At 67.1% G+C, this 26,956-nt stretch carries 32 protein-coding genes; 16 read left to right on the top strand and 16 right to left on the bottom strand.

Translation table 11 applies throughout. From position 1 onward, the window contains the following. Nucleotides 1–29 precede the first annotated feature (29 nt). A complete protein-coding gene (locus BN973_RS08675) occupies nt 30–1,067 on the bottom strand; it encodes a DUF3152 domain-containing protein (protein ID WP_084163339.1) in 1,038 nt (345 codons plus the stop codon). Nucleotides 1,068–1,256: 189 nt separating this feature from the next. Between BN973_RS08675 and BN973_RS08670 the strand changes: the two genes are divergently transcribed. Further along, a complete protein-coding gene (locus tag BN973_RS08670; RefSeq protein ID WP_036472185.1) occupies nt 1,257–1,943 on the top strand; it encodes a TetR/AcrR family transcriptional regulator in 687 nt (228 codons plus the stop codon). Here BN973_RS08670 and BN973_RS08665 read toward each other — a convergent pair. After that, nucleotides 1,930–2,202 (bottom strand): DUF3107 domain-containing protein, encoded by a 273-nt coding sequence (locus tag BN973_RS08665; RefSeq protein ID WP_036467368.1) that lies wholly within the window; start codon nt 2,200–2,202, stop codon nt 1,930–1,932. The genes BN973_RS08670 and BN973_RS08665 overlap by 14 nt on opposite strands. Before the next feature lie 184 nt (nt 2,203–2,386). Here BN973_RS08665 and BN973_RS08660 point away from each other — a divergent pair, with 184 nt between their 5' ends. After that, nucleotides 2,387–3,139: an MmpS family transport accessory protein gene (locus BN973_RS08660; protein WP_036472184.1), complete on the top strand. Its 753-nt coding sequence runs from the start codon at nt 2,387–2,389 to the stop codon at nt 3,137–3,139. A 3-nt stretch (nt 3,140–3,142) separates the two neighbouring features. Here BN973_RS08660 and BN973_RS08655 read toward each other — a convergent pair whose 3' ends face one another. Next, a complete protein-coding gene (locus BN973_RS08655) occupies nt 3,143–3,838 on the bottom strand; it encodes a ferritin-like fold-containing protein (protein WP_036467365.1) in 696 nt (231 codons plus the stop codon). A 242-nt stretch (nt 3,839–4,080) separates the two neighbouring features. Here BN973_RS08655 and BN973_RS08650 point away from each other — a divergent pair, with 242 nt between their 5' ends. After that, a complete protein-coding gene (locus BN973_RS08650; protein WP_036467364.1) occupies nt 4,081–5,583 on the top strand; it encodes a DEAD/DEAH box helicase in 1,503 nt (500 codons plus the stop codon). 14 nt (nt 5,584–5,597) lie between these two features. Further along, entirely contained in the window at nt 5,598–6,809 is a 1,212-nt protein-coding gene (locus BN973_RS08645) for an Rv3212 family protein (protein WP_036467362.1), read from the top strand. 223 nt (nt 6,810–7,032) lie between these two features. Here the strand turns inward: BN973_RS08645 and BN973_RS08640 are convergent, their stop codons facing one another. Beyond that, nucleotides 7,033–7,833 carry a ParA family protein gene (locus tag BN973_RS08640; protein ID WP_084163589.1) on the bottom strand — a complete coding sequence of 267 codons (801 nt, stop codon included), beginning with the start codon at nt 7,831–7,833 and terminating at the stop codon, nt 7,033–7,035. Nucleotides 7,834–7,908: 75 nt separating this feature from the next. On the opposite strand from BN973_RS08640, the gene BN973_RS08635 reads away from it, so the two are divergent. The 3 genes from BN973_RS08635 to BN973_RS08625 are packed head-to-tail and all read left to right on the top strand — an operon-like array spanning nt 7,909 to nt 10,081. After that, entirely contained in the window at nt 7,909–8,505 is a 597-nt protein-coding gene (locus tag BN973_RS08635) for an acid phosphatase (protein WP_036467359.1), read from the top strand. Next, nucleotides 8,502–9,602, top strand: coding sequence for an isochorismate synthase (locus tag BN973_RS08630; RefSeq protein WP_036467357.1), 1,101 nt, complete (start codon nt 8,502–8,504; stop codon nt 9,600–9,602). The genes BN973_RS08635 and BN973_RS08630 overlap by 4 nt, the downstream gene beginning before the upstream one ends. Next, nucleotides 9,599–10,081 (top strand): GNAT family N-acetyltransferase, encoded by a 483-nt coding sequence (locus BN973_RS08625; RefSeq protein WP_036467355.1) that lies wholly within the window; start codon nt 9,599–9,601, stop codon nt 10,079–10,081. Before BN973_RS08630 ends, BN973_RS08625 begins: the two co-directional genes overlap by 4 nt. Here BN973_RS08625 and BN973_RS08620 read toward each other — a convergent pair. Continuing rightward, nucleotides 10,033–10,461: a hypothetical protein gene (locus BN973_RS08620; RefSeq protein WP_036472183.1), complete on the bottom strand. Its 429-nt coding sequence runs from the start codon at nt 10,459–10,461 to the stop codon at nt 10,033–10,035. The two genes, BN973_RS08625 and BN973_RS08620, sit on opposite strands and share 49 nt — an antisense overlap. A gap of 119 nt (nt 10,462–10,580) precedes the next feature. On the opposite strand from BN973_RS08620, the gene BN973_RS08615 reads away from it, so the two are divergent. Both BN973_RS08615 and whiB1 read left to right on the top strand, forming a co-directional pair. Beyond that, nucleotides 10,581–11,546 (top strand): diacylglycerol/lipid kinase family protein, encoded by a 966-nt coding sequence (locus BN973_RS08615; RefSeq protein WP_036467353.1) that lies wholly within the window; start codon nt 10,581–10,583, stop codon nt 11,544–11,546. A gap of 283 nt (nt 11,547–11,829) precedes the next feature. Then, a complete protein-coding gene (gene whiB1 / locus BN973_RS08610) occupies nt 11,830–12,084 on the top strand; it encodes a transcriptional regulator WhiB1 (protein ID WP_036467351.1) in 255 nt (84 codons plus the stop codon). Nucleotides 12,085–12,145: 61 nt separating this feature from the next. Here the strand turns inward: whiB1 and BN973_RS08605 are convergent, their stop codons facing one another. Together BN973_RS08605 and BN973_RS08600 are read right to left on the bottom strand one after the other, a co-directional pair. Next, nucleotides 12,146–13,648: a sensor histidine kinase gene (locus BN973_RS08605; RefSeq protein WP_036467349.1), complete on the bottom strand. Its 1,503-nt coding sequence runs from the start codon at nt 13,646–13,648 to the stop codon at nt 12,146–12,148. Between the two features lie 49 nt (nt 13,649–13,697). Further along, nucleotides 13,698–13,913: a biotin/lipoyl-binding carrier protein gene (locus BN973_RS08600; RefSeq protein WP_036472182.1), complete on the bottom strand. Its 216-nt coding sequence runs from the start codon at nt 13,911–13,913 to the stop codon at nt 13,698–13,700. 216 nt (nt 13,914–14,129) lie between these two features. On the opposite strand from BN973_RS08600, the gene BN973_RS32180 reads away from it, so the two are divergent. Then, nucleotides 14,130–14,204, top strand: a complete 75-nt coding sequence (locus BN973_RS32180; protein WP_003416889.1) for a 50S ribosomal protein bL37 — start codon at nt 14,130–14,132, stop codon at nt 14,202–14,204. A 25-nt stretch (nt 14,205–14,229) separates the two neighbouring features. Here the strand turns inward: BN973_RS32180 and rsrA are convergent, their stop codons facing one another. After that, a complete protein-coding gene (gene rsrA / locus BN973_RS08595) occupies nt 14,230–14,529 on the bottom strand; it encodes a mycothiol system anti-sigma-R factor (protein WP_036467348.1) in 300 nt (99 codons plus the stop codon). Beyond that, on the bottom strand, nt 14,526–15,188 hold the full coding sequence (locus BN973_RS08590; RefSeq protein WP_036467346.1) for a sigma-70 family RNA polymerase sigma factor: 663 nt from the start codon (nt 15,186–15,188) through the stop codon (nt 14,526–14,528). Before BN973_RS08590 ends, rsrA begins: the two co-directional genes overlap by 4 nt. A gap of 290 nt (nt 15,189–15,478) precedes the next feature. Between BN973_RS08590 and BN973_RS08585 the strand changes: the two genes are divergently transcribed. After that, nucleotides 15,479–16,339 carry an SDR family oxidoreductase gene (locus BN973_RS08585; RefSeq protein ID WP_036467344.1) on the top strand — a complete coding sequence of 287 codons (861 nt, stop codon included), beginning with the start codon at nt 15,479–15,481 and terminating at the stop codon, nt 16,337–16,339. A gap of 10 nt (nt 16,340–16,349) precedes the next feature. Continuing rightward, entirely contained in the window at nt 16,350–16,829 is a 480-nt protein-coding gene (locus BN973_RS08580; protein ID WP_036467342.1) for a YbaK/EbsC family protein, read from the top strand. On the opposite strand, the gene BN973_RS08575 is transcribed toward BN973_RS08580, so the two are convergent. Both BN973_RS08575 and BN973_RS08570 read right to left on the bottom strand, forming a co-directional pair. Then, nucleotides 16,826–17,710: a cyclopropane mycolic acid synthase family methyltransferase gene (locus tag BN973_RS08575; RefSeq protein ID WP_036467338.1), complete on the bottom strand. Its 885-nt coding sequence runs from the start codon at nt 17,708–17,710 to the stop codon at nt 16,826–16,828. The two genes, BN973_RS08580 and BN973_RS08575, sit on opposite strands and share 4 nt — an antisense overlap. A 219-nt stretch (nt 17,711–17,929) precedes the next feature. Then, entirely contained in the window at nt 17,930–18,505 is a 576-nt protein-coding gene (locus tag BN973_RS08570; RefSeq protein WP_036467335.1) for an HdeD family acid-resistance protein, read from the bottom strand. 135 nt (nt 18,506–18,640) lie between these two features. On the opposite strand from BN973_RS08570, the gene BN973_RS08565 reads away from it, so the two are divergent. Next, nucleotides 18,641–20,059 carry a phytoene desaturase family protein gene (locus tag BN973_RS08565; protein WP_036467332.1) on the top strand — a complete coding sequence of 473 codons (1,419 nt, stop codon included), beginning with the start codon at nt 18,641–18,643 and terminating at the stop codon, nt 20,057–20,059. Here BN973_RS08565 and BN973_RS08560 read toward each other — a convergent pair. Genes BN973_RS08560 through BN973_RS08545 form a run of 4 tightly spaced genes read right to left on the bottom strand, consistent with a single transcriptional unit; the run spans nt 20,056 to nt 24,247 of the window. After that, on the bottom strand, nt 20,056–21,072 hold the full coding sequence (locus BN973_RS08560) for a zinc-dependent alcohol dehydrogenase (RefSeq protein ID WP_036467328.1): 1,017 nt from the start codon (nt 21,070–21,072) through the stop codon (nt 20,056–20,058). The genes BN973_RS08565 and BN973_RS08560 overlap by 4 nt on opposite strands. Further along, on the bottom strand, nt 21,069–22,253 hold the full coding sequence (locus tag BN973_RS08555; protein WP_036467325.1) for a sulfotransferase family protein: 1,185 nt from the start codon (nt 22,251–22,253) through the stop codon (nt 21,069–21,071). The genes BN973_RS08560 and BN973_RS08555 overlap by 4 nt, the downstream gene beginning before the upstream one ends. A 3-nt stretch (nt 22,254–22,256) precedes the next feature. Next, nucleotides 22,257–23,006, bottom strand: coding sequence for an SDR family NAD(P)-dependent oxidoreductase (locus BN973_RS08550; protein ID WP_036467323.1), 750 nt, complete (start codon nt 23,004–23,006; stop codon nt 22,257–22,259). Further along, complete coding sequence (locus BN973_RS08545) at nt 23,003–24,247, bottom strand: alkyl sulfatase dimerization domain-containing protein (protein WP_036467320.1); 1,245 nt, start codon at nt 24,245–24,247, stop codon at nt 23,003–23,005. The genes BN973_RS08550 and BN973_RS08545 overlap by 4 nt, the downstream gene beginning before the upstream one ends. A gap of 42 nt (nt 24,248–24,289) precedes the next feature. Here BN973_RS08545 and BN973_RS08540 point away from each other — a divergent pair, with 42 nt between their 5' ends. The 3 genes from BN973_RS08540 to BN973_RS08530 are packed head-to-tail and all read left to right on the top strand — an operon-like array spanning nt 24,290 to nt 25,972. Further along, entirely contained in the window at nt 24,290–25,060 is a 771-nt protein-coding gene (locus BN973_RS08540) for an SDR family NAD(P)-dependent oxidoreductase (protein ID WP_036467317.1), read from the top strand. 3 nt (nt 25,061–25,063) lie between these two features. Continuing rightward, entirely contained in the window at nt 25,064–25,681 is a 618-nt protein-coding gene (locus tag BN973_RS08535) for a TetR/AcrR family transcriptional regulator (RefSeq protein WP_036467314.1), read from the top strand. Nucleotides 25,682–25,735: 54 nt separating this feature from the next. After that, entirely contained in the window at nt 25,736–25,972 is a 237-nt protein-coding gene (locus BN973_RS08530) for a hypothetical protein (protein WP_036467312.1), read from the top strand. Here BN973_RS08530 and BN973_RS08525 read toward each other — a convergent pair. Continuing rightward, a complete protein-coding gene (locus BN973_RS08525; protein WP_036472181.1) occupies nt 25,969–26,835 on the bottom strand; it encodes a 3-hydroxyacyl-CoA dehydrogenase family protein in 867 nt (288 codons plus the stop codon). The genes BN973_RS08530 and BN973_RS08525 overlap by 4 nt on opposite strands. Between the last annotated feature and the right edge of the window lie 121 nt (nt 26,836–26,956).

Below are 26,956 nucleotides of genomic sequence, written 5' to 3'. Positions count from 1 at the left end.
TCGCCGCCAATGCTTCCCCCGGTCGGGGTTTAGGCGATCGGATACGGCCAGGGGTTGAAGCGGCAGGTCTTGCCGTCGGCCTTGACGTAGTCGGGGTCGAACTTGGCGGCGTCGTCGTTGGCGGTGGAGAACGTCTGCTGCATCATCACCGGCGCCAAGCCGCCCTGCTTGTCGCACGGTTCGTGGCGCACGTAGCCGATGGCGTGGCCCACCTCATGGTCGATCACGTACTGCCGGTACGAGCCGACATCCCCTTCGAACGGCACGGCGCCGCGCACCCAGCGCGCCTCGTTGATGAACACCCGCGCCTGCCGCTCCGGTCCGTACGCCGGGTTGTAGCAGGAAGTCTCCAACCGGAATTCGTAGCCGCATCCCTCGCGCACGGTCACCGGAGACACCAGCGAAATCCGGAAGTCCGGTTTACCGCCACTGGTTGCGTCGATCCTGACGAACGCGAACTGCGGGTTGTGCGTCCAGCCCTTGGGGTTGGCCAGCGTCTGATCGACCATCGCGGCGAATGCGTCGTCACCGCCGAACATCGCTGGGTCCAAACCGTTTTCGACTTCGACCGTGTAACGGAACACCTTGGCCGTGCCCTGCCCGATCTGCGGTGTGGTGCCCGGCACGACGTGCCAGGTCTTGTCCCCGGCCTCGGTGAACGGGCCGCCGTCCGGCAGCGTTCCGGCCGGCAGATTGGCGTCGAAGGTGGCCAGGCCGTGCGGCGGTGCGTCGAGGATCGCGGTGCCCACCGCACCGATGGCCGGCGGACCTTGGATCGCCGGCTTGCTCGCCGTCGGTGCCGGCGCGCCGACACCGGTCACCGTCTGGTAGATGACAACGGCGGTCAGCGCCACCAGAACCGGCAGCGCATACGCGCGCCAGCCGTAGGTGGAGATGAAGCGGCCCAGCCACGATTGTTTCCGCCACTGGCGGGGACGATCACGGTCGGCCCGGCTGCGTCCGGTGCCCAGCGCGATCGGGTCCCGCAGCGCGCGAAGTGGTTCTCGCCACTCGTCACGCAGCACCGGCACTCGACCGCTGCCGTGCACGGGCGGCTCGGACGTCATTGCCCCAGGATGGCACAGCCGGGACGCCGCACGTCCCTGGCGCGCCCTACGACGCCGGTTCTCCCCTGCGCCGACAGCGCCGATGCCGGTCGCAGGTACACCATGGGTAGTAATGTCTGTGCGACGAGCGGCGCGCGACGGGCCTGTCGATGTTCGATGGTCGGTCGCCACTATTCAAATGAGGACCACGTGAGCGATCTCGCCAAGTCGGCGGCACGGCGTGCCGTCAGATCGGGTGACCGCAGTCGGCCGAGTGACGGCATAGCGACCCCGAACCGGCGGGGGAATCGGTTGCCGCGCGACGAGCGCCGCGGCCAATTGCTGATCGTGGCCAGCGATGTCTTCGTCGACCACGGCTATCACGCGGCTGGCATGGACGAGATCGCCGACCGGGCGGGGGTTAGTAAACCCGTTCTGTACCAACACTTTTCGTCCAAGCTAGAGCTGTATCTGGCGGTGCTCAATCGCCACGTCGACAACCTGGTCTCGGGTGTGCAGAACGCGCTGAGCACCACGACCGACAACCGGCGGCGGTTGCATGCGGCGGTCCAGGCCTTCTTCGACTTCATCGAGCACGACAGCCAGGGCTACCGGCTGATCTTCGAGAACGACTACGTCACCGAGCCCGAAGTCGCCGCACAGGTGCGCGCCGCCACCGAATCGTGCATCGACGCGGTTTTCGCGCTGATCAGCGCCGATTCCGGGCTGGACCCGCACCGCGCCCGGATGATCGCGGTGGGCCTGGTGGGCATCAGCGTCGACTGCGCCAGGTACTGGCTGGACTCCGACCGCCCGATCTCCAAGTCGGACGCCGTCGATGGAACCGTCCAGTTCGCCTGGGGCGGGCTGTCACACGTGCCGCTTACTCGCTCTTAGCGCGCTTACCACCGGAATGCGCGCCGGTGTCCGATCCGATTCCGAAGCCGACCCGACGGCCGTCGGCGGCACCGATCTCGACGTAGGCGATCTTGGCGGAGTGGATCAGGTAGCGGCGGCCCTTCTCGTCGCTGAGGCTCAACAGACCCGAGCCTTCGCGCAGTGCGGCACTCACGGTCTCCTCGACCTCCGCAGGCGTCTGCGCACTGGAGAAGACCAGCTCGCGCGGACTGTCCGTGATACCGACCTTGACCTCCACGATGGCCCCTTCCGTTGATATTCCGTCGCAGGCGTGTCAGCAGCAGGTTAGTGGACGCCGCCGCTGCACTCCGCGTAGAGGGGTTCGCGGTGAGCGAAACACTGCCTAACGACAGATAACGATTGGCTCCCAGCTGGATCAAGGTGGCGCACGGCGCCGGTTCTTGTCCATTCACGTCAGTAACATCGGCACCATCAGAAACATGCTCGATGATCGCACCGGACCGGTCCACGCCTACCCCGATGATGCGACGTACGACGGAGCCGACTACGACGGCTACGGCGATGACGAGTACGCCGACGACGACTACGAGGAGTACGACGAGCTCAAGGAACTCCTGTGGCCCATCGGGAGCTGGCGCCCGGCGGTCGCGGTGCTCGGCGCGGTGGTGGCGATCGGCGCGATCGCGACCGCGGTGATCATCAACAGCGGCGACAGCGCGTCGACGAAGGCCACCGTGGCGCCGCCGACGCCGGAGACCGTGACCTCCGCACCGCGGACCACCAGCCCGCCCAGCGCGACGCAGCGTCCGGCCCCGAGCACCTCGCACGCACCCCAGCTACCGCCGGAGACCGTCACCACGTTGGCCCCGCCGAGCGCGACGCTGACCACTCCACCGCCGGCCGTGCCACCTCCCGCGGTGGTAGCACCAAGGGCCACAGTGAATCCGAGCACCATCTACTACAGCGTGACCGGGACGAAGACGCTGCTGGACTTGGTGAACGTCGTCTACACCGACGCCCGTGGCTACCCCCAGACCGAGTTCAACGTGTCGCTGCCCTGGACGAAGGTGGTCGTGCTGAATCCGGGCGTGACGACCCGGTCCGTCGTCGCGACCAGCATCGTGGGCAAGCTCAATTGCGCGATCGTCAATGCCCAGGGACAGGTGGAGATCGCGTCGGCCAACAACTCGAACCTGGCGACCTGCACCAAGTAGGGCTCAGCTCAGGCCGAGCTCGCGCATCCGCCGGTCGTGGGTTTGCTGCAGCCGTTCGAAGAACGCGCTGAGCTGGTTCAGGCCGCCGGTGCCCGACACCACCAGATCGACCAGCTCGTCATGGTCGGCCAGCAAGTATTGGGCCTGGGTTATCGCCTCGCCGTACAGCCGCCGGGCCCACAGCGCCAACCGGCTGCGCTGTTTGCCACTCGCGGTCACCGCGGCGCGTACCTCGGCGACGACGAACTGCGAGTGCCCGGTTTCGGACAGGGCAGCGCGCACCACGTCGGCGACCTCGTCGGGCAGCCCGTCGGCGATCTCGAGGTAGAGGTCGGCGGCCAGCGCGTCGCCGACATAGGTCTTCACCAGCGCTTCCAGCCAGGTGCTGGGCATCGTCAACCGGTGGTAGTTCTCGATCGCCGAGACGTAGCGCGACATGGCCGAGACCACGTCGACGCCGCGGCTTTCCAGGGCGGCGTGCAGCAGCTCGTAGTGCTGCATCTCGGCGGCCGCCATGCTCGCCATCGAAATGCGCCCCCGCAGGTCAGGGGCCATGCGCGCCTCGTCGGTCAGCCGGTAGAACGCGGCCACCTCGCCGTAGGCGAGCACGGCGAACAACTCGTTGACGCCCGGATGGTCCGCGGTCAGTCCCACGGCAGGCGAATCGTGTACTTGGTCGGCAGAGGAGGCCGAAGTCATGGGCCTCACTGTAGTCGGCGGACCTGGACGAAGATGGGTGTGAGCTGTCGACCGGCTATCATGCAGATAGATAGCGGCTGTATTTCTTCAAACCGCAGCTATCGGCGAAATGTGCGTGCACCGCTGGCCCGCCTCAGCAGGGCCTGGCGACTCGGCGACTTGGAGTCGGAATTCGTGCGCGCGTGACCGCGACAGAGAACCGATTCCAACCGAATAGTCACCGAAAGGTACCTCACTCACGCATGACTGCATTGACGAGCAAAACTGAACCAACCTTTGCCGAACTCGGCGTCCGCGACGAAATCGTCCGGGCACTCGCCGAGAAGGGCATCGAACAAGCCTTTGCCATCCAGGAGCTCACCCTGCCGATGGCACTGGCCGGTGACGACGTCATCGGCCAGGCCCGCACCGGTATGGGCAAGACCTTCGCCTTCGGCGTTCCGCTGCTGCAGCGCATCACCAGCGGCATCGGCGCGCGGCCGCTCAACGGCACGCCCCGCGCCCTGGTCGTGGTGCCCACCCGCGAGCTCTGCCTCCAGGTCACCGAGGACCTGGCCGCCGCGGCCAAGCATCTGATCGCCGATGAAGACCGCCGCCTGTCGGTGGTGTCGATCTACGGCGGACGGGCCTACGAACCACAGATCGACGCGCTGCGCACCGGCGCCGACGTCGTGGTGGGCACGCCGGGCCGGCTGCTCGACCTCGCGCAGCAGGGTCACCTGCAGCTCGGCGGGTTGTCGGTGCTGGTGCTCGACGAGGCCGACGAGATGCTGGACCTGGGCTTTTTGCCCGACATCGAGCGCATCCTGCGCCAGATCCCGGCCGACCGGCAGTCGATGCTGTTCTCGGCGACGATGCCGGACCCGATCATCACCCTGGCCCGCACCTTCATGGTGCAGCCCACCCACATTCGTGCCGAGGCGCCGCACTCGGCGGCGACCCACGACACCACCCAGCAGTTCGTCTACCGCGCCCACGCTTTGGACAAGGTGGAGCTGGTCAGCCGGGTGCTGCAGGCCGAGGGCCGCGGCGCGACGATGATCTTCACCCGCACCAAGCGCACCGCGCAGAAGGTCGCCGACGAGCTGGCCGAGCGCGGCTTCAAGGTCGGCGCCGTGCACGGTGATCTCGGGCAGATCGCCCGTGAGAAGGCACTCAAAGCGTTCCGCAACGGTGACGTCGACGTGCTGGTGGCCACCGACGTCGCCGCCCGCGGCATCGACATCGACGACATCACCCACGTCATCAACTACCAGATCCCCGAGGACGAGCAGGCGTACGTGCACCGGATCGGCCGTACCGGTCGCGCCGGCAAGACCGGTATCGCCGTGACCCTGGTGGACTGGGACGAGCTGCCCCGCTGGGCGGCGATCGACAAGGCGCTGAACCTGGGCTCCCCCGAACCCGCCGAGACCTACTCCAGTTCGCCGCACCTGTACACCGAGTTGGGCATTCCGGCCGAGGCCACCGGCACGGTCGGCTCGCCGCGCAAGTCGCCGGTCAAGCGCCGCGATGCCGACCGCGACGCGACCTCCCCGGAGAAGCCGGTGCGGGCACGCTCGGGTAACCGCCGCCGCCGCACCCGCGCCGGCCAGCCCGTCAGCGCCCATCCGTCCGGCAACGGCGGCGAGGGCGAGGCCACCGCGGAGACGACGTCGGATTCGGCGTCCGGCAGTAACGGCAGCAGCAACCGTCGCCGCCGTCGTCGCCGCAAGCCGGCGGAAGCCACCACGCCCGCGAACTGAGCCGACAGCCAGGCATGGTCAAACCCGAACGCCGGACCAAGGGCGATCTGTTGGCCGCCGCGGCGATCGCGGTCGTCGTCGCCGCCACCGCGTCGCTGATCTGGTGGACCAGCGATGCCCGGGCCACGATCAGCCGTCCCGCCGCGACTCCCGCGGCGAACCCGACCTTGGCCAAGCAAGTGCCGGCCAGCCTGAGGCAGCTGTGGACCGCTGCCAGCTCCGCCACCACGGCACCGGTGATTGTGGGCGGGACCGTCACCACCGGCGACGGTCGCGAGGTGGACGGGCGCGACGCCGGTACCGGCCAGACGCGCTGGAGCTACTCGCGCGACACCGACCTGTGCGGCCTGTCCTGGGTCTACCACTTCGCGGTCGCGGTGTACCGCGACGACCGCGGTTGCGGCCAGGTCAGCACCATCGACGGGTCCACCGGCCGACGCGGCGCCGCCCGCAGTAGCTACGCCGACCCACAGGTCCGCCTGTCCTCCGACGGCACGACGGTGTTGTCGGTCGGCGACACCCGGTTGGAGCTGTGGCGTTCGGACATGGTCCGGATGCTTGCCTACGGCGAGACCGACGCCCGGGTGAAGCCGTCGGCGCGGGGCCTGCACTCCGGATGCAAGCTGTACTCGGCCGCCGCCAGCTCGTTGGCGGTGTCGGTGCTGGAGAGCTGCGGTAGCCAGCCCGACCTGCGGCTGGCCCTGCTGCGCCCGGGTAAGGAAGACGACGAACCTGCCCAGCATCTGGTCTCCGAGCCCGGGATCGGGGTGAGCTCCGGCGCTCGGGTGCTGACCGTGTGGCAGAGCAACACGGCCGTGTATCTGCCGGCGCCGCAGCCCAGGGTCGACGTGATCGACGAGATGGGCACCACGGTGGCCAGCGCGCTGCTGGCCAAGCCGCCGTCGAATTCGGCGGTGTCGCAGGCGGGCAACGTGGTGACCTGGTGGACCGGCGATTCGGTGCTGGTGTTCGACGCGAGCAGCCTGCACCTGCGCTACACCATCGCCGCCGGCGACAAGACGGTGCCGTTGGGACCCGGCGCCATGATGGCCGGCAAGCTGCTCATTCCGGTCACCGACGCGATCGGCGTGTATGACCCCGTGACCGGAGCCAACGAGCGTTACATCCCGGTGCACCGGGATCCGAGCACCCGCGCGGTGGTCCCGGCGGTGTCGGGCTCCCGGGTCTTCGAGCAGCGCGGCGACACCGTGGTGGCGCTGGGCTGACGCTCAGGCGCGTACGTTCGGTGTGCGCTCAAGGCGTTCGGTGTGCGCTCAAGGCGTTCGGTGTGCGCTCCCGGCGTTCGGTGTGCGCTCCCGGCGGCGACACGCCGACCGGCCGCAGCGTCGCCGCACATTCAAAGCCGCCAACGCACACTCAGCGCCGTGGATGCACACCGAACGGCCACCGCACGGCCACCGCACACTCAGCGGCGTTCGACGCGATCGTCTAGGCCTCGACGGCGAATGTCGGCAGCGGTTTGCCGGACTTCCAGTGCTTGATCAACGCCTGCGCCAGGGTGGAGTAGGCCACCGCGCCCTTGTTCTTGCGCCCCGCCATGACCGACGAGCCCGACGCGCTGGCCTCGGCGAAACGCACGGTACGCGGGATCGGCGGAGCGAGCACCGGCAAGTTGTAGCGGTCCGCGACGTCGAGCAGCACATCGCGGGTGTGCGTGGTGCGTGAGTCATACAAGGTCGGCAACGCGCCCAGCAGCCGCAGATTCGGGTTGGTGATCTGCTGGACATCGGCGACGGTGCGCAAGAATTGGCCGACGCCGCGGTGGGCAAGCGTCTCGCACTGCAACGGCACGATCACCTCGTCGGCCGCCGTCAGCCCGTTGAGGGTGAGCACCCCCAGCGACGGCGGGCAGTCGATGACGACCACGTCGAACTGCTCGGCGACTTTGGCCAGGGCGCGCTTGAGCGCGTACTCGCGGCCGGCCCGCATCAACAGCATCGCCTCGGCGCCCGCCAAGTCAATGTTGGCCGGCAGCAGCGTCATTCCCTCCATCGTGGTGACCAGCGCCGCGTTCGGCTCGATCTCACCGAGCAACACCTCGTGCACCGACACCGGCAACTTGTCGGGATCTTGGCCGAGCGAGAACGTCAGGCAGCCCTGCGGATCCAGATCGACGAGCAGCACTCGCTTGCCCATGTCCAGCATCGCCGCACCCAGCGAGGCGACCGTCGTCGTCTTGGCGACTCCGCCCTTCTGGTTGGCGACCGCCAGTACCCGCGTCCCACTCACACCCGCCATCCTGGCACGTTCGGGGCTGGGAGCTAAGAGCGACGGGCCCGTGAGTCTCGGGCAGAATCAGTCGACATGGGCTTGCACAACCACCGACTGCTGTTGCTGCGTCACGGCGAAACCGAGTGGTCGATATCGGGTCAGCACACCGGCAGTACCGAGATCGACTTGACCGAAAACGGCCGAACGCAGGCCAAACTCGCCGGCGGCGTGCTCGGTGGACTGAGCCTGGACAACCCGCTGGTGATCAGCAGCCCGCGGCAGCGCGCGCGGGTCACCGCCGAGTTGGCGGGCCTGACCATCGACGAGATCTCGCCGCTGCTCGCCGAATGGGATTACGGCGAATACGAAGGCGTCACAACCAAAAAGATCCGCGAGACCGTCCCGGACTGGCTGGTGTGGACGCACGGCTGCCCCGGCGGTGAAAGCGTCGCGCAGGTCAGCGACCGCGCGGACCGCGCGATCGCGATGGCCCAGCAGTACATGGAATCGCGCGACGTGGTGTTCGTCAGCCACGGCCACTTTTCCCGCGCGGTGATCACACGCTGGGTCGAGCTGCCGCTGCTCGAAGGCCGCCGATTCGGCATGCGTACCGCCTCGATCGCGATGTGCGGTTTCGAGCACGGGATCCAGCAGCTGCTCGCCCTCGGGCTGACCGGTCAGACGGTGTGAACTCGGCCGAACCGCCGTTCGCCCTGTGCGGCCCGCGCGGCACACTGATTGGCGAAGGGGTGCGTACCCGGTTCCGCGAGGTGGCCGCCGCACAGGCCGCGCTGGTATCGGGATCCGCTCCAATAGTGTTGGGCGCGTTGCCCTTTGACGTAAAGCAACCAGCCGCCCTGCTGGTGCCGGACACGGTGCTGCGCAGCGACGGGCCACCCGACTGGCCGACGGGCCCGCTGCCCGGCGTTCGCATCACCGCCGCGATCCCGCCGCCGACCGACTACCGCGCCCGGGTCCGCCGCGCCCGAGACGAGCTGAGGGCACCGGGCACGCCGCTGAGCAAGGTGGTGCTGGCCCGGGCGTTGCGGCTGGCCGCCGGTGGCGCGCTGGACGCCCGCGTCATCCTGCGCCGACTGGCCGCCAACGACCCTGCCGCCTATTGCTATCTGGCCGACCTGACCGCCGCCGGCGCCGATTACGCGGGCGCGACTTTGGTGGGTGCCAGCCCGGAGCTGCTGGTCGCGCGGACCGGCGACCGGGTGAGCTGCCAGCCGTTCGCCGGTTCGGCCCCACGCGCCGCGGATCCGGCACGCGATGCCGCCAACGGCGCCGCGCTGGCCGCGTCCGCCAAGGACCGCCACGAGCATCAGCTGGTCATCGACACGATGCGGGCCGCGCTGGAACCGTTGTGCGACGAGCTGACGATCGCGCCCGAGCCGCAGCTGAGCCGCACCACCGCGGTGTGGCACCTGTGCACACCGATCATCGGCCGGCTGCGCGATAAGTCAACTACGGCAATCGATTTGGCATTGGCGCTGCATCCCACACCGGCGGTCGGAGGGGTGCCGGCCAAGGCCGCTTCCGAGCTGATCGCCGAACTCGAAGGCGACCGCGGCTTCTATGCCGGGGCGGTGGGCTGGTGCGACGGGCATGGCGACGGATATTGGGTGGTGTCCATCCGTTGCGCGCAGCTGTCGGCGGATCGCCGCACCGCGCTGGCCCACGCCGGCGGCGGCATTGTCGCGGAATCGGATCCCGATGCCGAAGTTGAGGAAACCACAACGAAATTCGCCACGATACTCAACGCGCTAGGAGCGCAGCTGTGAGCGAGAATATCCGCCGCGCCGCACCGGAAGACGCCGCCGCCATTACCGACATGATCCACGCGCTGGCCGAATTCGAACACGCCGCCGATCACTGTACTGTCACCGAAAAGCAAATCTCCACAGCGCTTTTCGGCAATTCGCCGATCGCGCACGCACACGTCGCCGAAGTCGACGGCGCGATCGCGGCGATGGCGTTGTGGTTCGTCAACTTCTCCACCTGGGACGGCGCCGGAGGTATCTACCTCGAAGATCTGTTCGTACGCCCCGCATTTCGCCGCCGCGGCCTGGCCCGCGCACTGCTGGCGACCCTGGCCGCCGAATGCGTCGACAACGGCTATACCCGGTTGGCGTGGGCGGTGCTGAACTGGAACGTCGACGCGATAGCGCTGTACGACGAGATCGGCGGCCAACCGCAACGGGAGTGGACCACCTACCGGCTGTCCGGGCCGTCGCTGTCCGAGCTGGCCGGACCGCGCTGATCGCCACCGGCGACCCAGCGCAGCGCCGGCGGGCTGAAGAGCAACAGCAACGCCGTCAGTGCCACCACGGCCAGCGGTATGCCGAAGGTCGCACGATGCGAGCCCACGGCCAGGTACCAGGCCACCGGCAGCAGCAGCAACTGGGTGAACACCGCCAGCCCGCGCCCCCAGCGCCGGCCGATCACCAGCGCGCGTCCGGCGGCGGTCACCACGCCGCCGATCACCAGGAACCACAGCGCGGTACCCAGCCCGTTCACCACTCGCTGATCGGCGCCCGCGATCGCGCGCACCACCAGGACCGCGGCCATCAGCAGCGCGGCCAGACCCTGCGCCGCGACGATGAATCCGGCGCCCCGCACGGCGGATGGGGGCGGCGGTATCTCCCGGTTACGGGCGGCGCGGTTCACAGCGTCAGCGTAGCCACGCGCTGGCCGCCGCCCGTCGGGCCGACGCTTCCCCCACAGCAAGGCCTTAACCGCCCCGCCTAAGCTCGTGCGTCATGCGAGCCGTGCTGATCGTGAACCCCGCAGCCACGTCCACCACGCCAGCCGCCCGCGATCTGCTGGCGCATGCGCTCAAGAGCCGCCTCGACCTCACCGTCGAGCACACCAACCACCGCGGCCATGGGACCGAACTCGGGCGAGCGGCCGCCGAAAGCGGGGTGGACCTGGTCGTCGTGCATGGCGGCGACGGTTCGGTGAGCGGGGTCGTCAACGGCATCTTGGGCCGTCCCGGCGCGCCGCGGCCGGCCCACGTCCCCGCCGTCGCGGTGGTGCCCGGTGGTTCGGCGAATGTACTGGCCAGGGCGCTGGGAATCTCCCGGGATCCGGTCGCCGCCACCAACCAGCTCATCCAGCTGATCGACGATTACCGCCGCCACCAGACCTGGCGGCGGATCAGCCTGATCGACTGCGGCGAGCAGTACGCGGTGATCAACGCCGGAATGGGCGTCGACGCCGAGGTGGTGGCCGCGGTGGAGGCCCAGCGCAACAAGGGCGTCGCGGTCACGCCGATGCGCTATTGGCGGGTGGCGGTGCCCGCCACGATTCGCTACAGCCGCCGCGCCCCGGACCTGACGCTGGAACTGCCCGGCCGCGATCCCGTCTCGGGTGTGAAGTTCGCCTGGGTGTCCAACACCACGCCCTGGACCTACAGCAACAGCCGGCCGATGGTGACGAACCCGGGGTGCAGCTTCGAGTCGGGCCTGGGTGTGTTCGCGGTCACGAGCATGAAGGTGATTCCCACACTTCGGTTGCTGCGGCAGATTCTCGCGAAGAACCCGCAGCCGCGAGCCGATCAACTCGTCCGCGACGACGACACCGCTTGTCTGCGAATCACGTGCGGCGGTGAGCCGATCGCCAGCCAGTACGACGGCGAGTACCTCGGGCTGCGCGATTCGATGACGTTCCGGGCGGTGCGCGATGCGCTTCCCGTCGCCGCGCCGCCGCAAAGCAGACCGTCTTGAGCTGCGGAAATGCGGAACCGAACGGCGAGAGCGGCCAAAAATCGTCGGCGGCGTAATCGGCGAGTGTAGTACAACGGAGTGAGGGCTTGACTAAGCCTTAACCAAAGTGAGATAGCCCACGCACTAACTCACGCTATTGACTTCTGTTGTGCCTGTGAAACGATCGAAAGGTTGCATGCACAGATGGTGGGGGTACCCGACGGACCCTTACTCATGCAAGCGTTAAGAGCCGAAGAATAACGCCAGTGCGCGGTGCTGCGCACATAGTGAGGAGTAATTACTTATGGATTGGCGCCACAAGGCGGTGTGTCGCGACGAGGACCCGGAGCTGTTCTTCCCGGTGGGCAACAGTGGCCCGGCGCTCGCGCAGATCGCTGACGCGAAACTGGTCTGCAATCGGTGTTCGGTGACCACCGAGTGCCTGGGATGGGCACTTAACACAGGTCAGGACTCCGGTGTGTGGGGCGGTATGAGCGAAGACGAGCGGCGTGCGCTCAAGCGCCGCAACGCCCGGACGAAGGCCCGCAGCGGAGTCTGACCCAAGGCTCTGGACAGCGCGGCCCCGACACATTGTCGGGGCCGCGCTGTTGCGTGGGTACCTACAGCAGCAGCCTGGACCGACGGCCGATCGGCACCCGCAGCACCACATCGGTCCCGCCGCGGGGAGCTTGACGCATCCCTAAGGTGCCGTCCAGCTCCGCCGCGACCAGGGTGCGCACGATCTGTAGGCCCAGGCTGTCGGATTTCTCCAGGCTGAAGCCGTCGGGCAGTCCCCGCCCGTCGTCGTGCACCACCACATCGAGCCAGCGCGCCGAACGCTCGGCCCGAATCGTCACCGACCCCTCCTGGGCGGCCAGGTCGAACGCGTGCTCGATTGCGTTCTGCACCAGCTCGGTGATCACCATGATCAGCGCCGTGGCGCGGTCGGAGTCGAGGACGCCCAGATCGCCGACCCGGTTGATCCGGATCGGCCGATCCACCGAGGCCACGTCGTTCATGATCGGCAGGATCCGGTCGATGACCTCGTCGAGATTGACCTGCTCGTCGACCGACATCGACAACGCGTCGTGGACCAGGGCGATCGACGACACCCGGCGCACGGATTCGATCAGCGCCTCGCGGCCTTCGGCGTTGACGGTCCGGCGGGCCTGCAGACGCAGCAGCGCCGCCACCGTCTGCAGGTTGTTCTTCACCCGGTGGTGGATCTCGCGGATCGTGGCGTCCTTGGAAATCAAGGCCCGGTCGCGGCGTTTCACCTCGGTCACGTCGCGGATCAGCACCGCGGCGCCGGCGCCGGCACCGTGCACCACCAGCGGCAACGTCCGCAGCAGCACGGTGGCGCCGCCGGCGTCGACCTCCATCCGCATGCTCTTGCCGCCGGCCAGCAGGTCCTGCACGTGCTCGGCCATCTCCTGGGCTTCAAACGAGTCCGAGATCAGCGGCCGCGTGATTCGGATGAGGTTGTGGCCCTCTAACTCGCTGGTCAGTCCCATGCGGTGATAGGCCGACAGGGCGTTGGGGCTGGCGTAGGCGACCACGCCGTCGACGTCGAGCCGGATGAACCCGTCGCCCACGCGTGGCGTGGAGCGCGACATGGCGACGTCGCGGACGTCGGGGAACGTGCCGTCGGCCAGCATGTGGACCAGGTCGGCGGCGCATTCGCGGTAGGCGGTCTCCAGCTGCCCGGAGTTCTGATCGGCGGGCAGCGACGTTTGGTGCTGGGTGAGCACCGCGACCACCTGATCGGCGTAGCGCACCGGGGACGCCGCGACGTGCGGCCCGGGTAGCTGCCACGAATCTTGTTGTCCTGCCGCGGTTTGCAGCTGCGCGGTGCCCGACGCGAACGCCTCGGCGACCAGCGGTAGTCGGTCGGCGTCAACGACGCTGCCCACCGAGTCGGTCTGCAGAACCGTGGGCGCGGTGTTCGGCCGGCATTGGGCCACACACACCAGCACACCGTCGTCGCGGCGAACCCACATCAGGTAGTCGGCGAACGACAGGTCGGCCAGCAACTGCCACTCCCCGACCACCGCGTGCAGGTGGTCGACGGCGTTGCCGGGCAGGATGGTGTGTTCGGCGAGAAGATCACCGAGCGTGGACATCAAATACTCCCGCGTCGTCCCACGGCGGTAGGTGCGAAGCGCCGAACGGCTAGCTGATCACGGCGATCAGGTCGCCCGCCTGGATGACGTCGCCGACGGCCACGCTCACCTTGCTGACCGTGCCGTCGACTTCGGCCAAGACCGGAATCTCCATCTTCATGGACTCCAGCAGCACCACCACGTCGCCCTTGCCGATTTGGTCGCCCTCGTTGACAACGACTTCGAGCACGCTGGCCACGATCTCGGCTCGAACATCCTCGGCCATCTTCACCCCACTCGTTTCGGCCATTGCGCATGCTGGCTGGTCCGGGCTTCCATCTCAAGCTCATGTATATCGAACCACAACATCATCGGGCATACCGGCGCGCGGGCCGCCGCCCGGTGGGGTGTGAAATAGCACGGCCCGAGCCGTGCGAGAATTGTCGGCAACTCGACGGGTGCCCGGCGCCCGGATCATGAACGAACGACGGAGGTTCTCCCGATGGCCAAGCGTGGCCGCAAGAAGCGTGACCGCAAGTACAGCAAGGCCAACCACGGCAAGCGTCCCAACTCCTAGCCGCCGGTCGCGTTGAAGCTCGCCCTTACTGCACGTCCCGGATGATCGTGGTGCGGCGGATCTCCAGCCGCAGCCGCTCCCGCAGGCCCTCGGGGGCCTTGTCGCCGCTGCACTTGGTGGCGATCAGCGCCTTGAATTGCTCTTCGATGCCGAACAGCCGCAGGCAGGGCGGGCATTCCTCGAGATGCTGCTTGAGCTTCTTCCGTGTCTCGGGGGTGCACTCACCGTCGAGCAGCGTCCATACCTCGGCGATCAATTCGGCGCACTCGGCCTTGGTGCGCGGATCCGAACTCGCTGAGGCGCCATCGCGCGAAAACTCACTCATGACGGCACCTCCTCGTGCGTCTGCTCACCCCGGATGAAGCCGCGCTCCTTGGCCACGTCTTCCAGCAACGAGCGCAACTGACGTCTGCCCCGATGCAGCCGAGACATTACCGTCCCGATCGGGGTGTCCATGATCTCGGCGATCTCCTTGTACGGGAAACCCTCGACATCGGCGTAGTAGACGGCCATCCGGAACTCTTCCGGCAGCGCCTGCAGGGCCGCCTTGATCTCGGTGTCCGGCAGCGCCTCCAACGCCTCGACCTCGGCCGAACGCAGCCCGGTCGAGGAATGCTCCGCGTTGGACGCCAGTTGCCAGTCGGTGATCTCCTCGGTCGGATACTCCGCGGGCTGGCGCTGCTTCTTGCGATAGCTGTTGATGTAGGTGTTGGTCAGGATCCGGTACAGCCAGGCCTTGAGGTTGGTGCCGGCCCGGAACGACCGAAATCCGGCGTAGGCCTTGACCATCGTTTCCTGCAGCAGATCCTCGGCGTCTGCGGGGTTGCGCGTCATGCGCAGCGCGCCGCCGTAGAGCTGATCCAGCAGGGGAATCGCGTCGCGCTCGAACCGCGCGGTCAGCTCCTCATCGGTTTCGTCAACCGGCCTGGGCTCGACGGCGTCTGAACCGGTCACGGTGTCTGGGCCATCGTTTGATTCGGCCATCTCGATTAACACGGTCCCTTCCGTCGCAGCGTCGCCACGTAGCACCCCCAGCGACACCTGACTCGCGAACAAGCGAGCCAACTGCTCCTCGCCCGTTGAACTGCCTAACAGGCTCGTCGCCGTTGACACCAGATGCTCCTCCCAATCTAGAGGCTGCGACCGACATTGTTTGCCCGGGTCGCTCACCTGCGTTTCAGAGACCGACTTGATCAACAGCGCCGGCCGACGTGCTATTTCCGGGGCGAGGTCCCCCCAACCGACCGGTTGGGACTGCGCGTTACTGTGACGCCATGTCCCACGCCAAGTCTCTCCAAGGCAAAACTATGTTCATCTCCGGCGCCAGTCGCGGTATCGGCCTGGCCATCGCCAAACGCGCCGCACAGGACGGCGCCAACATCGCGCTGATCGCCAAGACCGCCGAGCCGCATCCGAAATTGCCGGGAACCGTCTACACCGCCGCCAAGGAGCTCGAGGAGGCCGGCGGGCAGGCCCTGCCGATCGTCGGGGATGTCCGGGACCCGGATTCCGTCCAATCCGCGGTGGCCCAGGCCGTCGAGCAGTTCGGCGGGATCGACATCTGCGTGAACAACGCGTCGGCGATCAATCTGGGGTCCATCGCCGAGGTCCCGATGAAGCGGTTCGACCTGATGAACGGCATCCAGGTGCGCGGCACGTACGCCGTGTCGCAGGCGTGTCTGCCGCACATGAAGGGCCGGGAGAACCCGCACGTCCTGACGCTGTCTCCGCCGGTGCTGCTCGGGCAGGAGTGGCTCAAGCCGACGGCGTACATGATGGCCAAGTTCGGCATGACGCTGTGCGCGCTGGGAATCGCGCAGGAGATGCGCGCCGACGGCATCGCGTCCAACACGCTGTGGCCGCGCACGCTGGTGGCCACCGCAGCGGTGCAGAACCTGCTCGGCGGCGACGAGGCGATGGGTCGGGCCCGCAAGCCGGAGGTCTACTCCGACGCGGCCTACGTCATCCTCAACAAGCCGGCCAAGGAGTACACCGGCAACATGCTGCTGTGCGAGGACGTGCTGCTGGAAAACGGTGTCACCGATCTGTCGGTGTACAACTGTGTGCCGGGCGGCACCCTCGGCGTCGACTTCTGGGTGGACGGCGTCAATCCGCCGGGGTACACCGGGCCGTAACGGCCTTCTGGTGGCCGCCACGCCGGCACTGGCGGCGCTGACCAAGGCCGGGGTGCCGCACGAGGTGGTGAAGTACGACCACGATCCGCGGGAGCACTCCTTCGGCGCCGAGGCGGTCAGCGCGCTGGCCCGGGCGGGCATTGCGCCCGGGCAGATCTACAAGACGCTGGTCATCGCGGTTCCCAACGGTCTGGCCGTCGCGATCGTGCAGGCATCGGCCCGCCTCTCGCTGAAGGCGGCCGCCGCGGCGCTGGGGGCGGCCAAAGCGGCCATGGCCGAGCCCGCGGTCGCCGAGCGGAGCACCGGCTACGTCGTCGGCGCGGTCTCGCCGTTCGGTCAGCGCAAGCGCCTGCCCACGGTCGTCGACGTGCGGGCGCTCGCCTTCCAGCGGGTGTTCTGCAGCGCCGGGCGGCGCGGCTGGGACGTCGCGGTGGCCCCGCAGGACCTGATCCGGGTGACCGGCGCGGTCACCGCGGACATTCAGGCCTAACCCTTGGTGAGGGTGAATTGGGCGACGTCGGTGTAGCCCTCGCGAAACAGCTCGGCGCAACCGGTCAGGTACTTCATGTATCGGTCGTAGACCTCTTGCGACTGAATCGCGACGGCCTCGTCGCGGCGCGCTTCCAGCGCGGCAGACCAGTGGTCGAGGGTGCGCGCGTAGTGCAGCCGCAACGGCTGGTAGAGCGCAAGGCTGAAGCCGGCCCGGGTGGCGTGCTCCTCGACGGACTTCGCGTTGGGCAGGTCACCGCCCGGGAAGATCTCGTCCATGATGAATTTCATGAAGCGGATCTTCGTCATGGTCAGCGGCAGCTCACGCTCGGCGAACTCCTGATCACTGGGCTTGATGATGGTGTGCAGCATCATCACCCCGTCGTCCGGGAGCGCCCGGTAGGCCATCTTGAAGAAGTCGTCGTACCGGTCGCGGCCGAAGTGCTCGAAAGCACCGATCGACACGATGCGGTCGACGTTTTCGTCGAACTGTTCCCAGCCCTGCAGCAGCACCCGCTTGGATCGCGGCGACGGATGCTCGTCCAGACGTTGCTGGACGTGCGCCTGCTGATTTCGGCTCAGGGTCAGGCCGACGACGTTGACGTCGTAATTCTCCAGCGCGCGCATGATCGTGGTGCCCCAGCCACAGCCGATGTCGAGCAGCGTCATGCCGGGTTGCAACCCGAGCTTTCCCAGCGACAGGTCGACCTTGGCGTACTGCGCCTCTTCCAGCGAGAAATCGTCACGCTCGAAATAGGCGCAGCTGTAGGTGCGCGTCGGGTCCAGGAAAAGCGCGAAGAAATCGTCAGACAGGTCGTAGTGCGCCTGCACGTCCTCGAAATGCGGCTTCAAGCCTGGAGTTTCGTTTTCCTTCAAGGACAATGCACAACTTTCTAGATCGCGTTCGACTGGGCTTTACGGCGTGCGATCGAAGTTGACCGACTCCCCCAAATGTCACAGTCTATAGCCGCCCCGGACCGCGATCGGCAAACGAGGCACGTGTCGCTTCGGGCGGGCCCGACGACATTCGGGACGGTTCACCCCGCACAACGCCGGCCGCATAGCGACCGGCGTTGTGCTGCAAAGGATTACGTTGCCAGATCAGGCGGCCTTCGTCCGGCCGCGAACTTGCAGCGCGCTGATCACGTCGACGACGCCGATGGCGATCAGCCAGCAGCCGGCGACCAGGGTCAGCACGGCGATCGAGCGAAGCGGCGACACGATCAGCACCGCACCGCCGACCACGATCACCAGCCCGGACAGCACCTGCCAGCCGCGGCCGGGCATGTGGTCGAAGGACAACGCCGCGGCGAGCAGGGTCATCCCGCGAAACAGCCAGCTGATTCCGATCCAGATGGCCAAAAGTGTGACCGCCTCGAATTCTTCGCGGAAGCAAAAGAACCCCAGAATCAGCGACACAATGCCGGTGATAAACGTCAGCACCCTCATCGCGGCGCCGGCGTGTGAGCCGAAGGCGGCGAACACGTAGCCGACCCCGGATACCACCAGGTAGATGCCGAATAGGACACCTGCAACAAACAGTGTCTGACCTGGCCAGGCCAGCACAATGACCCCAAGCGCGATCGCCAGGATGCCGGTGAGGAGCAGCACTTGCCACGCACTGCGAGCAAGTTGCCGAAGAGGGCCTTCGAAAACGGTATCGTCGTGAATAGCCATCTCAATATCATTCGCCACAATTGGTGAAAAGAAAATGTCCGCAGCGACACAATTCAGCATCGCGAACCGGTATTGACAACAATGCTGGATGCACAGCGCTCGGGCACCGTGCGCTCGCGGTAGCGTGCAGTAACGATGAGTACCGCACTGGTGGTAGGTAGTGGACCCAACGGGCTGGCGGCCGCCATTTGCCTGGCAGCCAAGGGCGTGCAGACCACCGTGCTCGAGGCCGCCGACGAGATCGGCGGCGGCACGCGCAGCACCGAAGCGATCGTTCCCGGCCTGCTGCATGACCAGTGTTCGGCGATTCACCCGATGGCCGTCGGTTCGCCCTTCCTGAACCGCTTCGGCCTACAGCGGTACGGATTGTCGTGGCGCTGGCCGGAGATCGATTGCGTTCATCCGCTCGACGCCGGCAACGCCGGTGTGCTGTACCGCTCGGTGGAGCAGACGGCGGCCGGCCTGGGCCGCGACGGGTCGCGGTGGCGCCTGGCGTTCGGCTACTCGTCCGCCCGCTTCGACGCGCTCAGCGACGACATCATGGGGCCGCTGCTGCGCGTTCCGCATCACCCGCTGATGCTGGCCCGGTTCGGCGTGCCCACGCTGCTGCCCGGGTCGACGTTCGCGCGGGTGTTTCGCACCGAGGAAGGCCGCGCGTTGTTCGGAGGCGTTGCGGCCCATGCCTTCCGGCCGCTGCACTACCCGATGACCTCGGCAATCGGGATGGGCCTGATCGCGGCCGGGCACCGGCATGGCTGGGCCGTCGCCGAGGGCGGGTCGCGGTCGATCGCCGACGCGATGGTCACGCTGCTCAACGACTTGGGCGGTATGGTCGAAACCGGCGTCCGGGTGCAGAACACGTCGCAGCTGCCGCCGGCCGACGTCACGATGTTCGATCTGGCGCCCGGCGCCGTCGCCGGCATCCTCGGGGACCGTCTTCCCCGCCGGATTTCCGCCGCCTTCACCAGGTTTCGGCGTGGTCCGGGCGCGTTCAAAGTCGACTTCGCGGTCGAGGGCGGTGTGCCCTGGACGAACCCGGACGCGCGTCGGGCCGGCACGGTGCATGTCGTCGGCAGCTACGACGAACTGGCCGCCGCCGAGCGGGACGTCCACGCCGGGCGGATGCCCGAGCGACCGTTTGTGCTGGTAGGCCAGCAGTACCTGGCCGATCCCCAGCGTTCGGTGGGCAATACCCATCCGGTGTGGAGCTACGCTCACGTCCCCAACGGCTACACCGGCGACGCGACGGCGGCGATCATCGCCCAGATCGAGCGGTTCGCACCCGGTTTCTCCGACCGCATCGTCGGCCGGGCCGTTCGCACCACGACCCAGATGGCCACGTTCAACGCCAACTACGCCGGTGGCGACATCATGACCGGCTCGAAAGATATTCGCCAGCTCACCTTCGGACCACGAATCACGTTGTCGCCCTACACTATTGGTATACCTGGCATGTACATCTGCTCGGCGGCCACCCCGCCCGGGCCCGGGGCGCACGGCATGTGCGGCGCCAACGCCGCCCAGCTCGCCCTGGATTACCTGGCCCGCGCCTAGAAGGTCACCACCACCTTGTCGGCCGCCCCGGGCGTGCCGGCGAGGGCCAGTGCCTCACCAATGTGATCGAATCCGATGGTGTGGCTGACGATCAGCGCGTACTTCTCCCAGTTCGCGACGATGTCCTTGGTCACCTCGAAGATCTCGTCGGGATATCCCATCGAGCCGACGATCGTGATCTCGTTGCTCATGATGTTGACGAACTCGACGGGCACCGGTTCCTTGTGGACGCCAACGATTCCCAGGGTTGCGCCCTTCTTGGCGGCGGCCAGCGCGGTGTCGATGACCGCGGACGCCCCGGCGGCATCGAGATAGATATCGGTGCCGGCGCGCCCGGGCAACCCAGGAATGCCGGCCTCGCCCACACCGTGCAGTTCGATAAGCCGCTGCACGACACGTTCTTCGGCGGAGTTGATCACGGCGTCGGCGCCGACTTGCAGCGCCTTGTCCAGCCGGGACGGAATCAGGTCCACGACCACCACGTGGCTTACCCCAAGGGATTTGAAGGCCAGCGTGGCGCCCAGCCCGACCGGCCCGGCACCGAACACGACGACCTTGTCGGTCGGCTTGGGTTTGCATTGGTTGGCCCCGTGGCGAGCGACGGCCATCGGCTCGTTGAGCGCGGCCACCTCCCACGGGACGTGGGTCGGGATGACTTCGAGACTTCTTCCGCGGACGGCGTTTTCGATCAGCAGGAAGTCCGCCAGCGCACCGGTCGATCCCCCGTTGCCGATGATGTTGTCGGGCGCCGCCATTGGATTGATCACGACGTGATCGCCGACCGCGATACCGGATACCTGGTCGCCGACCTCGACGATTTCGCCGGCCGGTTCGTGCCCGAGCGGCGTGTGCCCCTGGCGCGGCGGAATGCCGCCGATGCTGATGTAGAACGCGTCGGAACCGCAGATGCCGCAGGCGCGCATCCGGACCAGCACGTCGTTGGGGCCGGCCTGCGGACGGTCGGCGTCGAGGACCTCTACCTTACCCGGCGCGGTAACCACGGACATTTTCATGGCGCCGCCTCGAGTTCGATGTCGAAGGTGTTCAGGTATTCCGCGAAGACCGGCTCGAGTTGTTCGACACTCAGGCCATACTCGTCGAGGCTGTAGGAGTTGAGCGCGAACCGGTCCTGCGGATGCTCGGCGAGCCAATTGCGCATGCGCGCTTCGGTTTCCGTGGTCAGCGGATCGCCGGCCCACTCGTAGATGCGGCGCATCACATCCATCGGGTCGCGCATCATCTCGTGGTAGTACATGTGGAAGAAGCGGTCGTCGCCGATGCGCTCGCGGGCCCGCAGCGGCCGGTTTACGTGATAGCCCATCTGCCACTTCGCATTGCGCCCCATGGCTTGCAGATCGATGGCCTCGGGTTGATGCGTCATCCCCTTGGGCAGCTTCCACAGGTTGGCCAGCGACCCGGTGGCCTTGTACGGGTCGCGATGCGCCCACACCAGCCGGGCGTCCGGGAAGACCTTCAGCAACGCCTCGATGTGCACCGAATGCGACGGCATTTTCAGGCTCCAGGCACCCGGCGCGGTGGACTGCAGCACCTGCAGATAGCGCTTCTGATACTCGTAGGTGCTCGTCATGTCGGCTTCGTCGAACAGCCATTCGGAGTACCGCGAGGTGGACAGGAACGAATCCCAGGACAGGCCCTTGAAGTCCTGGTTGTGAATGAACATGTCTTCGGTGGGACCGTCGGCGTCTTCCCAGTGCGGCAGCGGCACTTTCGCCTGCGTCACCATCTCCAGGATCTTGCGCTGCTCCTCCAGCAGGGCCAGGCAGCGCGGGTCGGTGCGCAGCGACTCGGTGGGCGCCGGCGGTATCGGGTCCACGCACTGCCAGTGCAGCAGCGAGCGACGGCCCGGGTCCTGGTCGAGCAGGTAGCTGATCACGGTGGTGCCGGTGCGCGGCATGCCGAGCACGATCAGCGGCCGCTCGACGGGCACCTCGAGCACCTCGGGATGCTGCCGAATGTAGCCGTGGACCTGCAGCCGTCGGCCCAGGGCGTCGGTCGCGTCGTTGAGGATTCGTTCCCGGCCGTACTGGGTGAACGCCGGTGAGTTGTTGACGTCGTCGAGGATGAGCTGCAATCCGTCCCGCCACGAGTCGGATTCGATTTCGGTGAGCCCGGTGCGCTGTGCCGCCAGCTTGAGGACGTCGTCGGCGGTCGCGAGGTTGTCGTATTCGCCCATCGTTCAGACCGTCAGGTATCCGCCGTCGACGGCGATCGTGCTGCCGGTGATGTACGACGCGGCATCGGTACACAAGAACAGCGCCGCGCCGGCGCAATCCTGCGGTGTTCCGGGTCGGCCCAACGGGGTGTGGAAACCGATCTCGACGTCCATGATCTCCGGAACGCCCATGGCCGGATGCGTCATTCGGGTATCGATCAAACCGGGCGCGATCGCGTTGACCCGGATTCCGTCGTTGGCCCACCGACGCGAGAGGTTCATCGTCAGCGCGATCAGGCCCATCTTCGAGGAGGCATATCCCGGGACGAAGACCGCCGAACGGAACGCCGACATCGAGACGACGCTGACGACGCTGGCGCCGCCGGGCGCATTGCTCGCCTTCAGGCGCTCGTGGCAGCGCATGGTTAACCGCATGGGGCCCAACATGTTCTGCGTCACCGACGCGACGTAGCCGTCCGGGTCGTACTCGTCGCCGGCGGGATACGGGCCGCCCGCGTTGTTGATCAGAACGTCGAGTTCGCCGAGCGAGTCCGCCAGCGCGTCGACGGCGTCGGGATCTTGGATCCGGCACTGCCGGTAGGTGAATGCGCTCAGGTCGATCTCTGGATAGTCGGCGGTCGACTCACGAGTGCCGGTCACGGTGACCGCGGCGCCCGCCTTGGCGAATTCGGCGGCGATGGCATTGCCGATGCCGCTGGTTCCGCCGGTCACCAGCACCTGGGCGCCGGTGAAGTCGAACCTGATGGAGTTCATTCTGAGGTCCTCAATTCGTTGATCGATTTGGTGAGCCAGGCCTTTTCCCAGAAGTTTTCGGTGCCGGCGAGCAGCGCCTCGTGCGCGTCGGCGGCCACCGCGCGCGCCGCCGGGTGCGCCGGTTGGGCGGACAGGATCAGGTCGGTCAGGTGGATCGCCTGCAGCGGCCGCCCGTTGTCGACGTGGGCGCGGGCCGCCTCGACCAGCGCGTCGGCGCCGGCGGCGTTAACCACATCGGCCGCAACGGAATCCGGTGGCACCCCGTAGAGCTCGGTGGTGGAGCGGTGCCGGAACCATCCGGTGTACATCTCCCAGATGGCACGCACGTTCCAGGCGGTCTTGCCGTAGCCCTCGCCGACGTCGAACTGCTGGGGCACCGTCACCTCGCGCATCGCCGTGTGCAGGTCGGTGCCGGAATTCATCAACTCGGCCGTGCGATCGTGCACGGCCTGCATGGCGTCGCGCATCGCGGTGACTTCCTCGGCGATGCGATCGGTGCCCTCGATCGGGTCGAAGTGGCCGGTGATCAGGCGCTGCGGCTCGTAATTCAGCACGGTGTTCAGCGACTCGATGTACAAAATCGGGTCGCGGTACCTGTCGCCTCGGATGGTCATCAGATTCGGCACGTGTCCGAACAGCGGGCCGAACAGATTGCCGCTGAACAGGATTCGATCCTCGGGCAACCACACCACCAGCGCGTCGGTGGTCTCGCCGCCCGGCGTCCAGGCCAGCTCGAAAGTTCTTCCGCCGAACGTCATTTCGTGGTGGCGGTCGAACGTCGTGGTCGGTTCGGGGAAGGAGAAGTCGATCGTCGCCGGATCGATGGTCTTGAAGTGCTCGAGCACGGCGTCGGAGAACTTTCCGAACGCGAACGACGTCTTGGGCACCCGATAGCCCATCAGCAGACTGTTGTCGTCGCGCCAGTACCGGTAGTTGCGGTGCATGATCACGTCGGTGCCGTCGTCGCGCAGCGTGTTGACCCCGCCCCAGTGGTCGGCATGACCCTGGGTGACGACGATGGCCCGCGCCGGGCCCGGTACGCCGGCAAAAGCCTTGCGGTGCAACGGGCCCTCGAACACCAGTCCGGCGTTGACGATGACCCGCCCGTCGTCGGTGGCGACCGCGTAGGAGTTGGAGACGCCGGGCGACATCCAGATGTCGTTGCCCAGCGGCGTCGCGGGAGTGTCGGTTGCCGCCGCGAGATCGGCTGCCCCGGGACGCTCCCGGTGGATTCCGGCCATGACTTGCGATCCTCTACAGTTCTAGAGGTAAAGTCAATATCCATGGGACTGCGCGGTTTGGCCGAACGGGTAGCGATCGTGGTCGGCGGCGCCACCGGCATCGGTGCCGCGACGGCCACCCGGCTCGGCGCCGAGGGCTGCCGGGTCGTCATCGGCGACGTCGCGGCCGACGCCGCGGAACAGACCGCCGCACGCATCGCCGCGGCCGGCGGCACGGCCGTCCACATGGCATTCGACCTCGCCGATACCGCGTCGGTGTCCGCCCTGATCGATTCGGCCGCAACGACTTACGGCGGCGTCGACCTGCTGTTCAACGTCGGTGCGGACATGAGCACGATCCGTGCCGACACCGATGTCGTCGACATCGACTTCGAGGTGTGGGATCGCGTGATGACGGTGAACCTGCGCGGGTATGTGGCCGCGATGAAATACGCCATCCCGCGCATGCTCGCCAGCGGGGGTGGGGCGATCGTCAACATGTCCTCGGCGGCGGCGTTTCAGGGTGAGCCCGCCCGCCCGGCCTACGCGACCGCGAAGGCCGGCATCGGGGCGCTGACCCGCCATGTCGCATCCCGGTGGGGCAAGGACGGCATCCGTTGCAATGCGGTGGCGCCGGGGTTCACCGCGACCGAGGCCATCCGCGCGGTGCCGCAATGGCCGGACCTGCAGGCCGGGGCGCTCAAGCGCATCCGCGGAACCCGCGTCGGCGAGCCGGCGGACGTCGCCGCCCTCGTCGCGTTCCTGCTGTCCGAGGAAGGCGAATGGATCAACGGTCAGGTCGTCAACATCGACGGCGGCACCGTCCTGCGGTGACCCATGGCAGCCGGCACCGGATCCCGCAAACGCAACGGCGACGAGCGCCGCCGCGCACTGTGTGACGCCGCGATCCAGGTGCTGGCCGAGCGGGGATCCCGCGGCCTGACGCATGGGCAGGTCGATCGCTGTGCGGGGGTGCCGGAGGGCACCACGTCGTACTACTACCGCACCCGGGCGGCGCTGTTGCGCGGCGTCGGCGGGCGGATCGCCGAAATCGACGTCGCCAACCTGCAATCGGTGATCGACGAGCCGCTCGACCCGCTCGCGCCGTTCGCGCACCTGGCCGAGCTGACCATGATGCAGGCGCACGGGCCCGGTCTGATGCTGAACCGGGCGCGGCACGAACTGCTGCTGGACGCGGTGCGCGATCCCGGTCTGGCCGAGACGTCCCAGACGTTCGTCACCCGGATCAACGCGATGGCCCACGAGGCGATCGCACACCTTCAGCCGGGCACCGACGATCCCGAACTGCTCGACACGCAGACGACGGCCGTCACCACGTTCATCGCCGGTGTGTTCACCCGCCTTGCCGGCGGAGATCGCACGATCAGCAACGCCGCACAACTCGCCCGGCTGCTGGAGGCCGTGGCCACCGCGGTGTCGCTGCAGCGGGCATAAACATCGTGGCGAAAACCCCCATACACTCGCCTGACAAGGCCTAACGTGTTGGCCATGAATACGAAGCGACTTTTCGCGGCCGGTGTGCTGGCGTGCGCGGGGTTGATGACGACCGGCCTGGGCATCGGCAACGCCGACACGATTCAGACCGAGGGCAGTTATCCGACGCGGGAGGCCTGCCAGGACGCCGGCCCGGGCGTGAAAGCCACCACGCCGGGTGGCTGGAACAACTTTTGGTGCGTTCCGGACCGCAACGCTCAGGGCAACTGGCGCTTGGTTCTGAGCAACTAATACCTGTAGAAGCCCTCGCCGGTCTTGATACCGAGCTTGCCCGCGTCGATATAGGACTGCAGCAGGTCGCGCACGTTCTTCGGCAGGTGGGGAAACTGCGCGGCGTAGTGGTTTTCGATGTCGAGCACCACGTCGAGGCCGACCAGGTCCATCATCTGGAACGGACCGACCGACACGCCCAGGGCGAGCTTGAACATCCCGTCGATATCCTCGGGCCGGGCGACGCCCTCGGCAACCACGGCCAGTGACTCGCGCTTGATGGCGGCCCAGACGCGATTGAAGATGAATCCCGTACTTTCCTTACGCGCTTCGAAGGGGTGCACGCCGAATTCGGGCAACACGGTCAGCAGGGTGTCCAGCAGACCGCGGTCGGTCTGGCCGTTCGACATCAATTCGATCGCGTTGATGTCCGGTGGCATGTAGAAGTGCATGTTGCAGAAACGTGTTTTGTCGTGCAAGTTTTCACCCATTAGCCGCGACGGTAAAGACGACGAGTTGGTCCCGAAGATGGTGTCCGGTGGTGCCGCCTGGTCGATCTCGCCCCACAGCGGAATCTTGATCTCGAGCTTCTCCGGGACCGACTCGACGGCCAGCCAGGCGTCGGCCAACGCCTCATCGAGCGACCCGGTGGCGATGACTTTTCCAACCGCGCCAAATCCACGGTCTGCCACCAACTTCGGTAGCGCTTGGGTCACGTACTGCGTGGCCTCGTCGCGCTGTTCTTGGCGCCGCGCGTAGATTCGCACGGTTCCGCCGCGGGTGGCGAACATCAGGGCGATGCGGCGCCCCAAGGTGCCCGCCCCGATCACCGCGACGGGGCGGTTTTGGATGTCGTCGAATGTGTACGTGTACGAGCCGGTCACAATACGCATGGTAGTGCTGTGCCACTTGCCCGTTGGTGAGCGATGAATCGCCATGAGTGCACGCTGATGAAATCCCTTGCGCCACTTGTGTTTCTGCAGTCGCAAAGCACGGTTTCCGTAC

This window comes from Mycobacterium triplex (assembly GCF_000689255.1).
GTDB lineage: Bacteria > Actinomycetota > Actinomycetes > Mycobacteriales > Mycobacteriaceae > Mycobacterium > Mycobacterium triplex.
Note: the sequence above shows the minus strand (reverse complement) of the source record. Positions and strands in the feature narration are given on the sequence as shown.

Coding starts and splice junctions, on each gene's coding strand:
- BN973_RS08675 (WP_084163339.1), bottom strand. CDS start 1,067: ATGACGTCCGAGCCGCCCGTGCACGGCAGCGGTCGAGTGCCGGTGCTG.
- BN973_RS08655 (WP_036467365.1), bottom strand. CDS start 3,838: ATGACTTCGGCCTCCTCTGCCGACCAAGTACACGATTCGCCTGCCGTG.
- BN973_RS08650 (WP_036467364.1), top strand. CDS start 4,081: ATGACTGCATTGACGAGCAAAACTGAACCAACCTTTGCCGAACTCGGC.
- BN973_RS08645 (WP_036467362.1), top strand. CDS start 5,598: ATGGTCAAACCCGAACGCCGGACCAAGGGCGATCTGTTGGCCGCCGCG.
- BN973_RS08635 (WP_036467359.1), top strand. CDS start 7,909: ATGGGCTTGCACAACCACCGACTGCTGTTGCTGCGTCACGGCGAAACC.
- BN973_RS08615 (WP_036467353.1), top strand. CDS start 10,581: ATGCGAGCCGTGCTGATCGTGAACCCCGCAGCCACGTCCACCACGCCA.
- whiB1 (WP_036467351.1), top strand. CDS start 11,830: ATGGATTGGCGCCACAAGGCGGTGTGTCGCGACGAGGACCCGGAGCTG.
- BN973_RS08605 (WP_036467349.1), bottom strand. CDS start 13,648: ATGTCCACGCTCGGTGATCTTCTCGCCGAACACACCATCCTGCCCGGC.
- BN973_RS08600 (WP_036472182.1), bottom strand. CDS start 13,913: ATGGCCGAGGATGTTCGAGCCGAGATCGTGGCCAGCGTGCTCGAAGTC.
- rsrA (WP_036467348.1), bottom strand. CDS start 14,529: ATGAGTGAGTTTTCGCGCGATGGCGCCTCAGCGAGTTCGGATCCGCGC.
- BN973_RS08590 (WP_036467346.1), bottom strand. CDS start 15,188: ATGGCCGAATCAAACGATGGCCCAGACACCGTGACCGGTTCAGACGCC.
- BN973_RS08585 (WP_036467344.1), top strand. CDS start 15,479: ATGTCCCACGCCAAGTCTCTCCAAGGCAAAACTATGTTCATCTCCGGC.
- BN973_RS08570 (WP_036467335.1), bottom strand. CDS start 18,505: ATGGCTATTCACGACGATACCGTTTTCGAAGGCCCTCTTCGGCAACTT.
- BN973_RS08565 (WP_036467332.1), top strand. CDS start 18,641: ATGAGTACCGCACTGGTGGTAGGTAGTGGACCCAACGGGCTGGCGGCC.
- BN973_RS08560 (WP_036467328.1), bottom strand. CDS start 21,072: ATGAAAATGTCCGTGGTTACCGCGCCGGGTAAGGTAGAGGTCCTCGAC.
- BN973_RS08555 (WP_036467325.1), bottom strand. CDS start 22,253: ATGGGCGAATACGACAACCTCGCGACCGCCGACGACGTCCTCAAGCTG.
- BN973_RS08550 (WP_036467323.1), bottom strand. CDS start 23,006: ATGAACTCCATCAGGTTCGACTTCACCGGCGCCCAGGTGCTGGTGACC.
- BN973_RS08545 (WP_036467320.1), bottom strand. CDS start 24,247: ATGGCCGGAATCCACCGGGAGCGTCCCGGGGCAGCCGATCTCGCGGCG.
- BN973_RS08540 (WP_036467317.1), top strand. CDS start 24,290: ATGGGACTGCGCGGTTTGGCCGAACGGGTAGCGATCGTGGTCGGCGGC.
- BN973_RS08535 (WP_036467314.1), top strand. CDS start 25,064: ATGGCAGCCGGCACCGGATCCCGCAAACGCAACGGCGACGAGCGCCGC.
- BN973_RS08530 (WP_036467312.1), top strand. CDS start 25,736: ATGAATACGAAGCGACTTTTCGCGGCCGGTGTGCTGGCGTGCGCGGGG.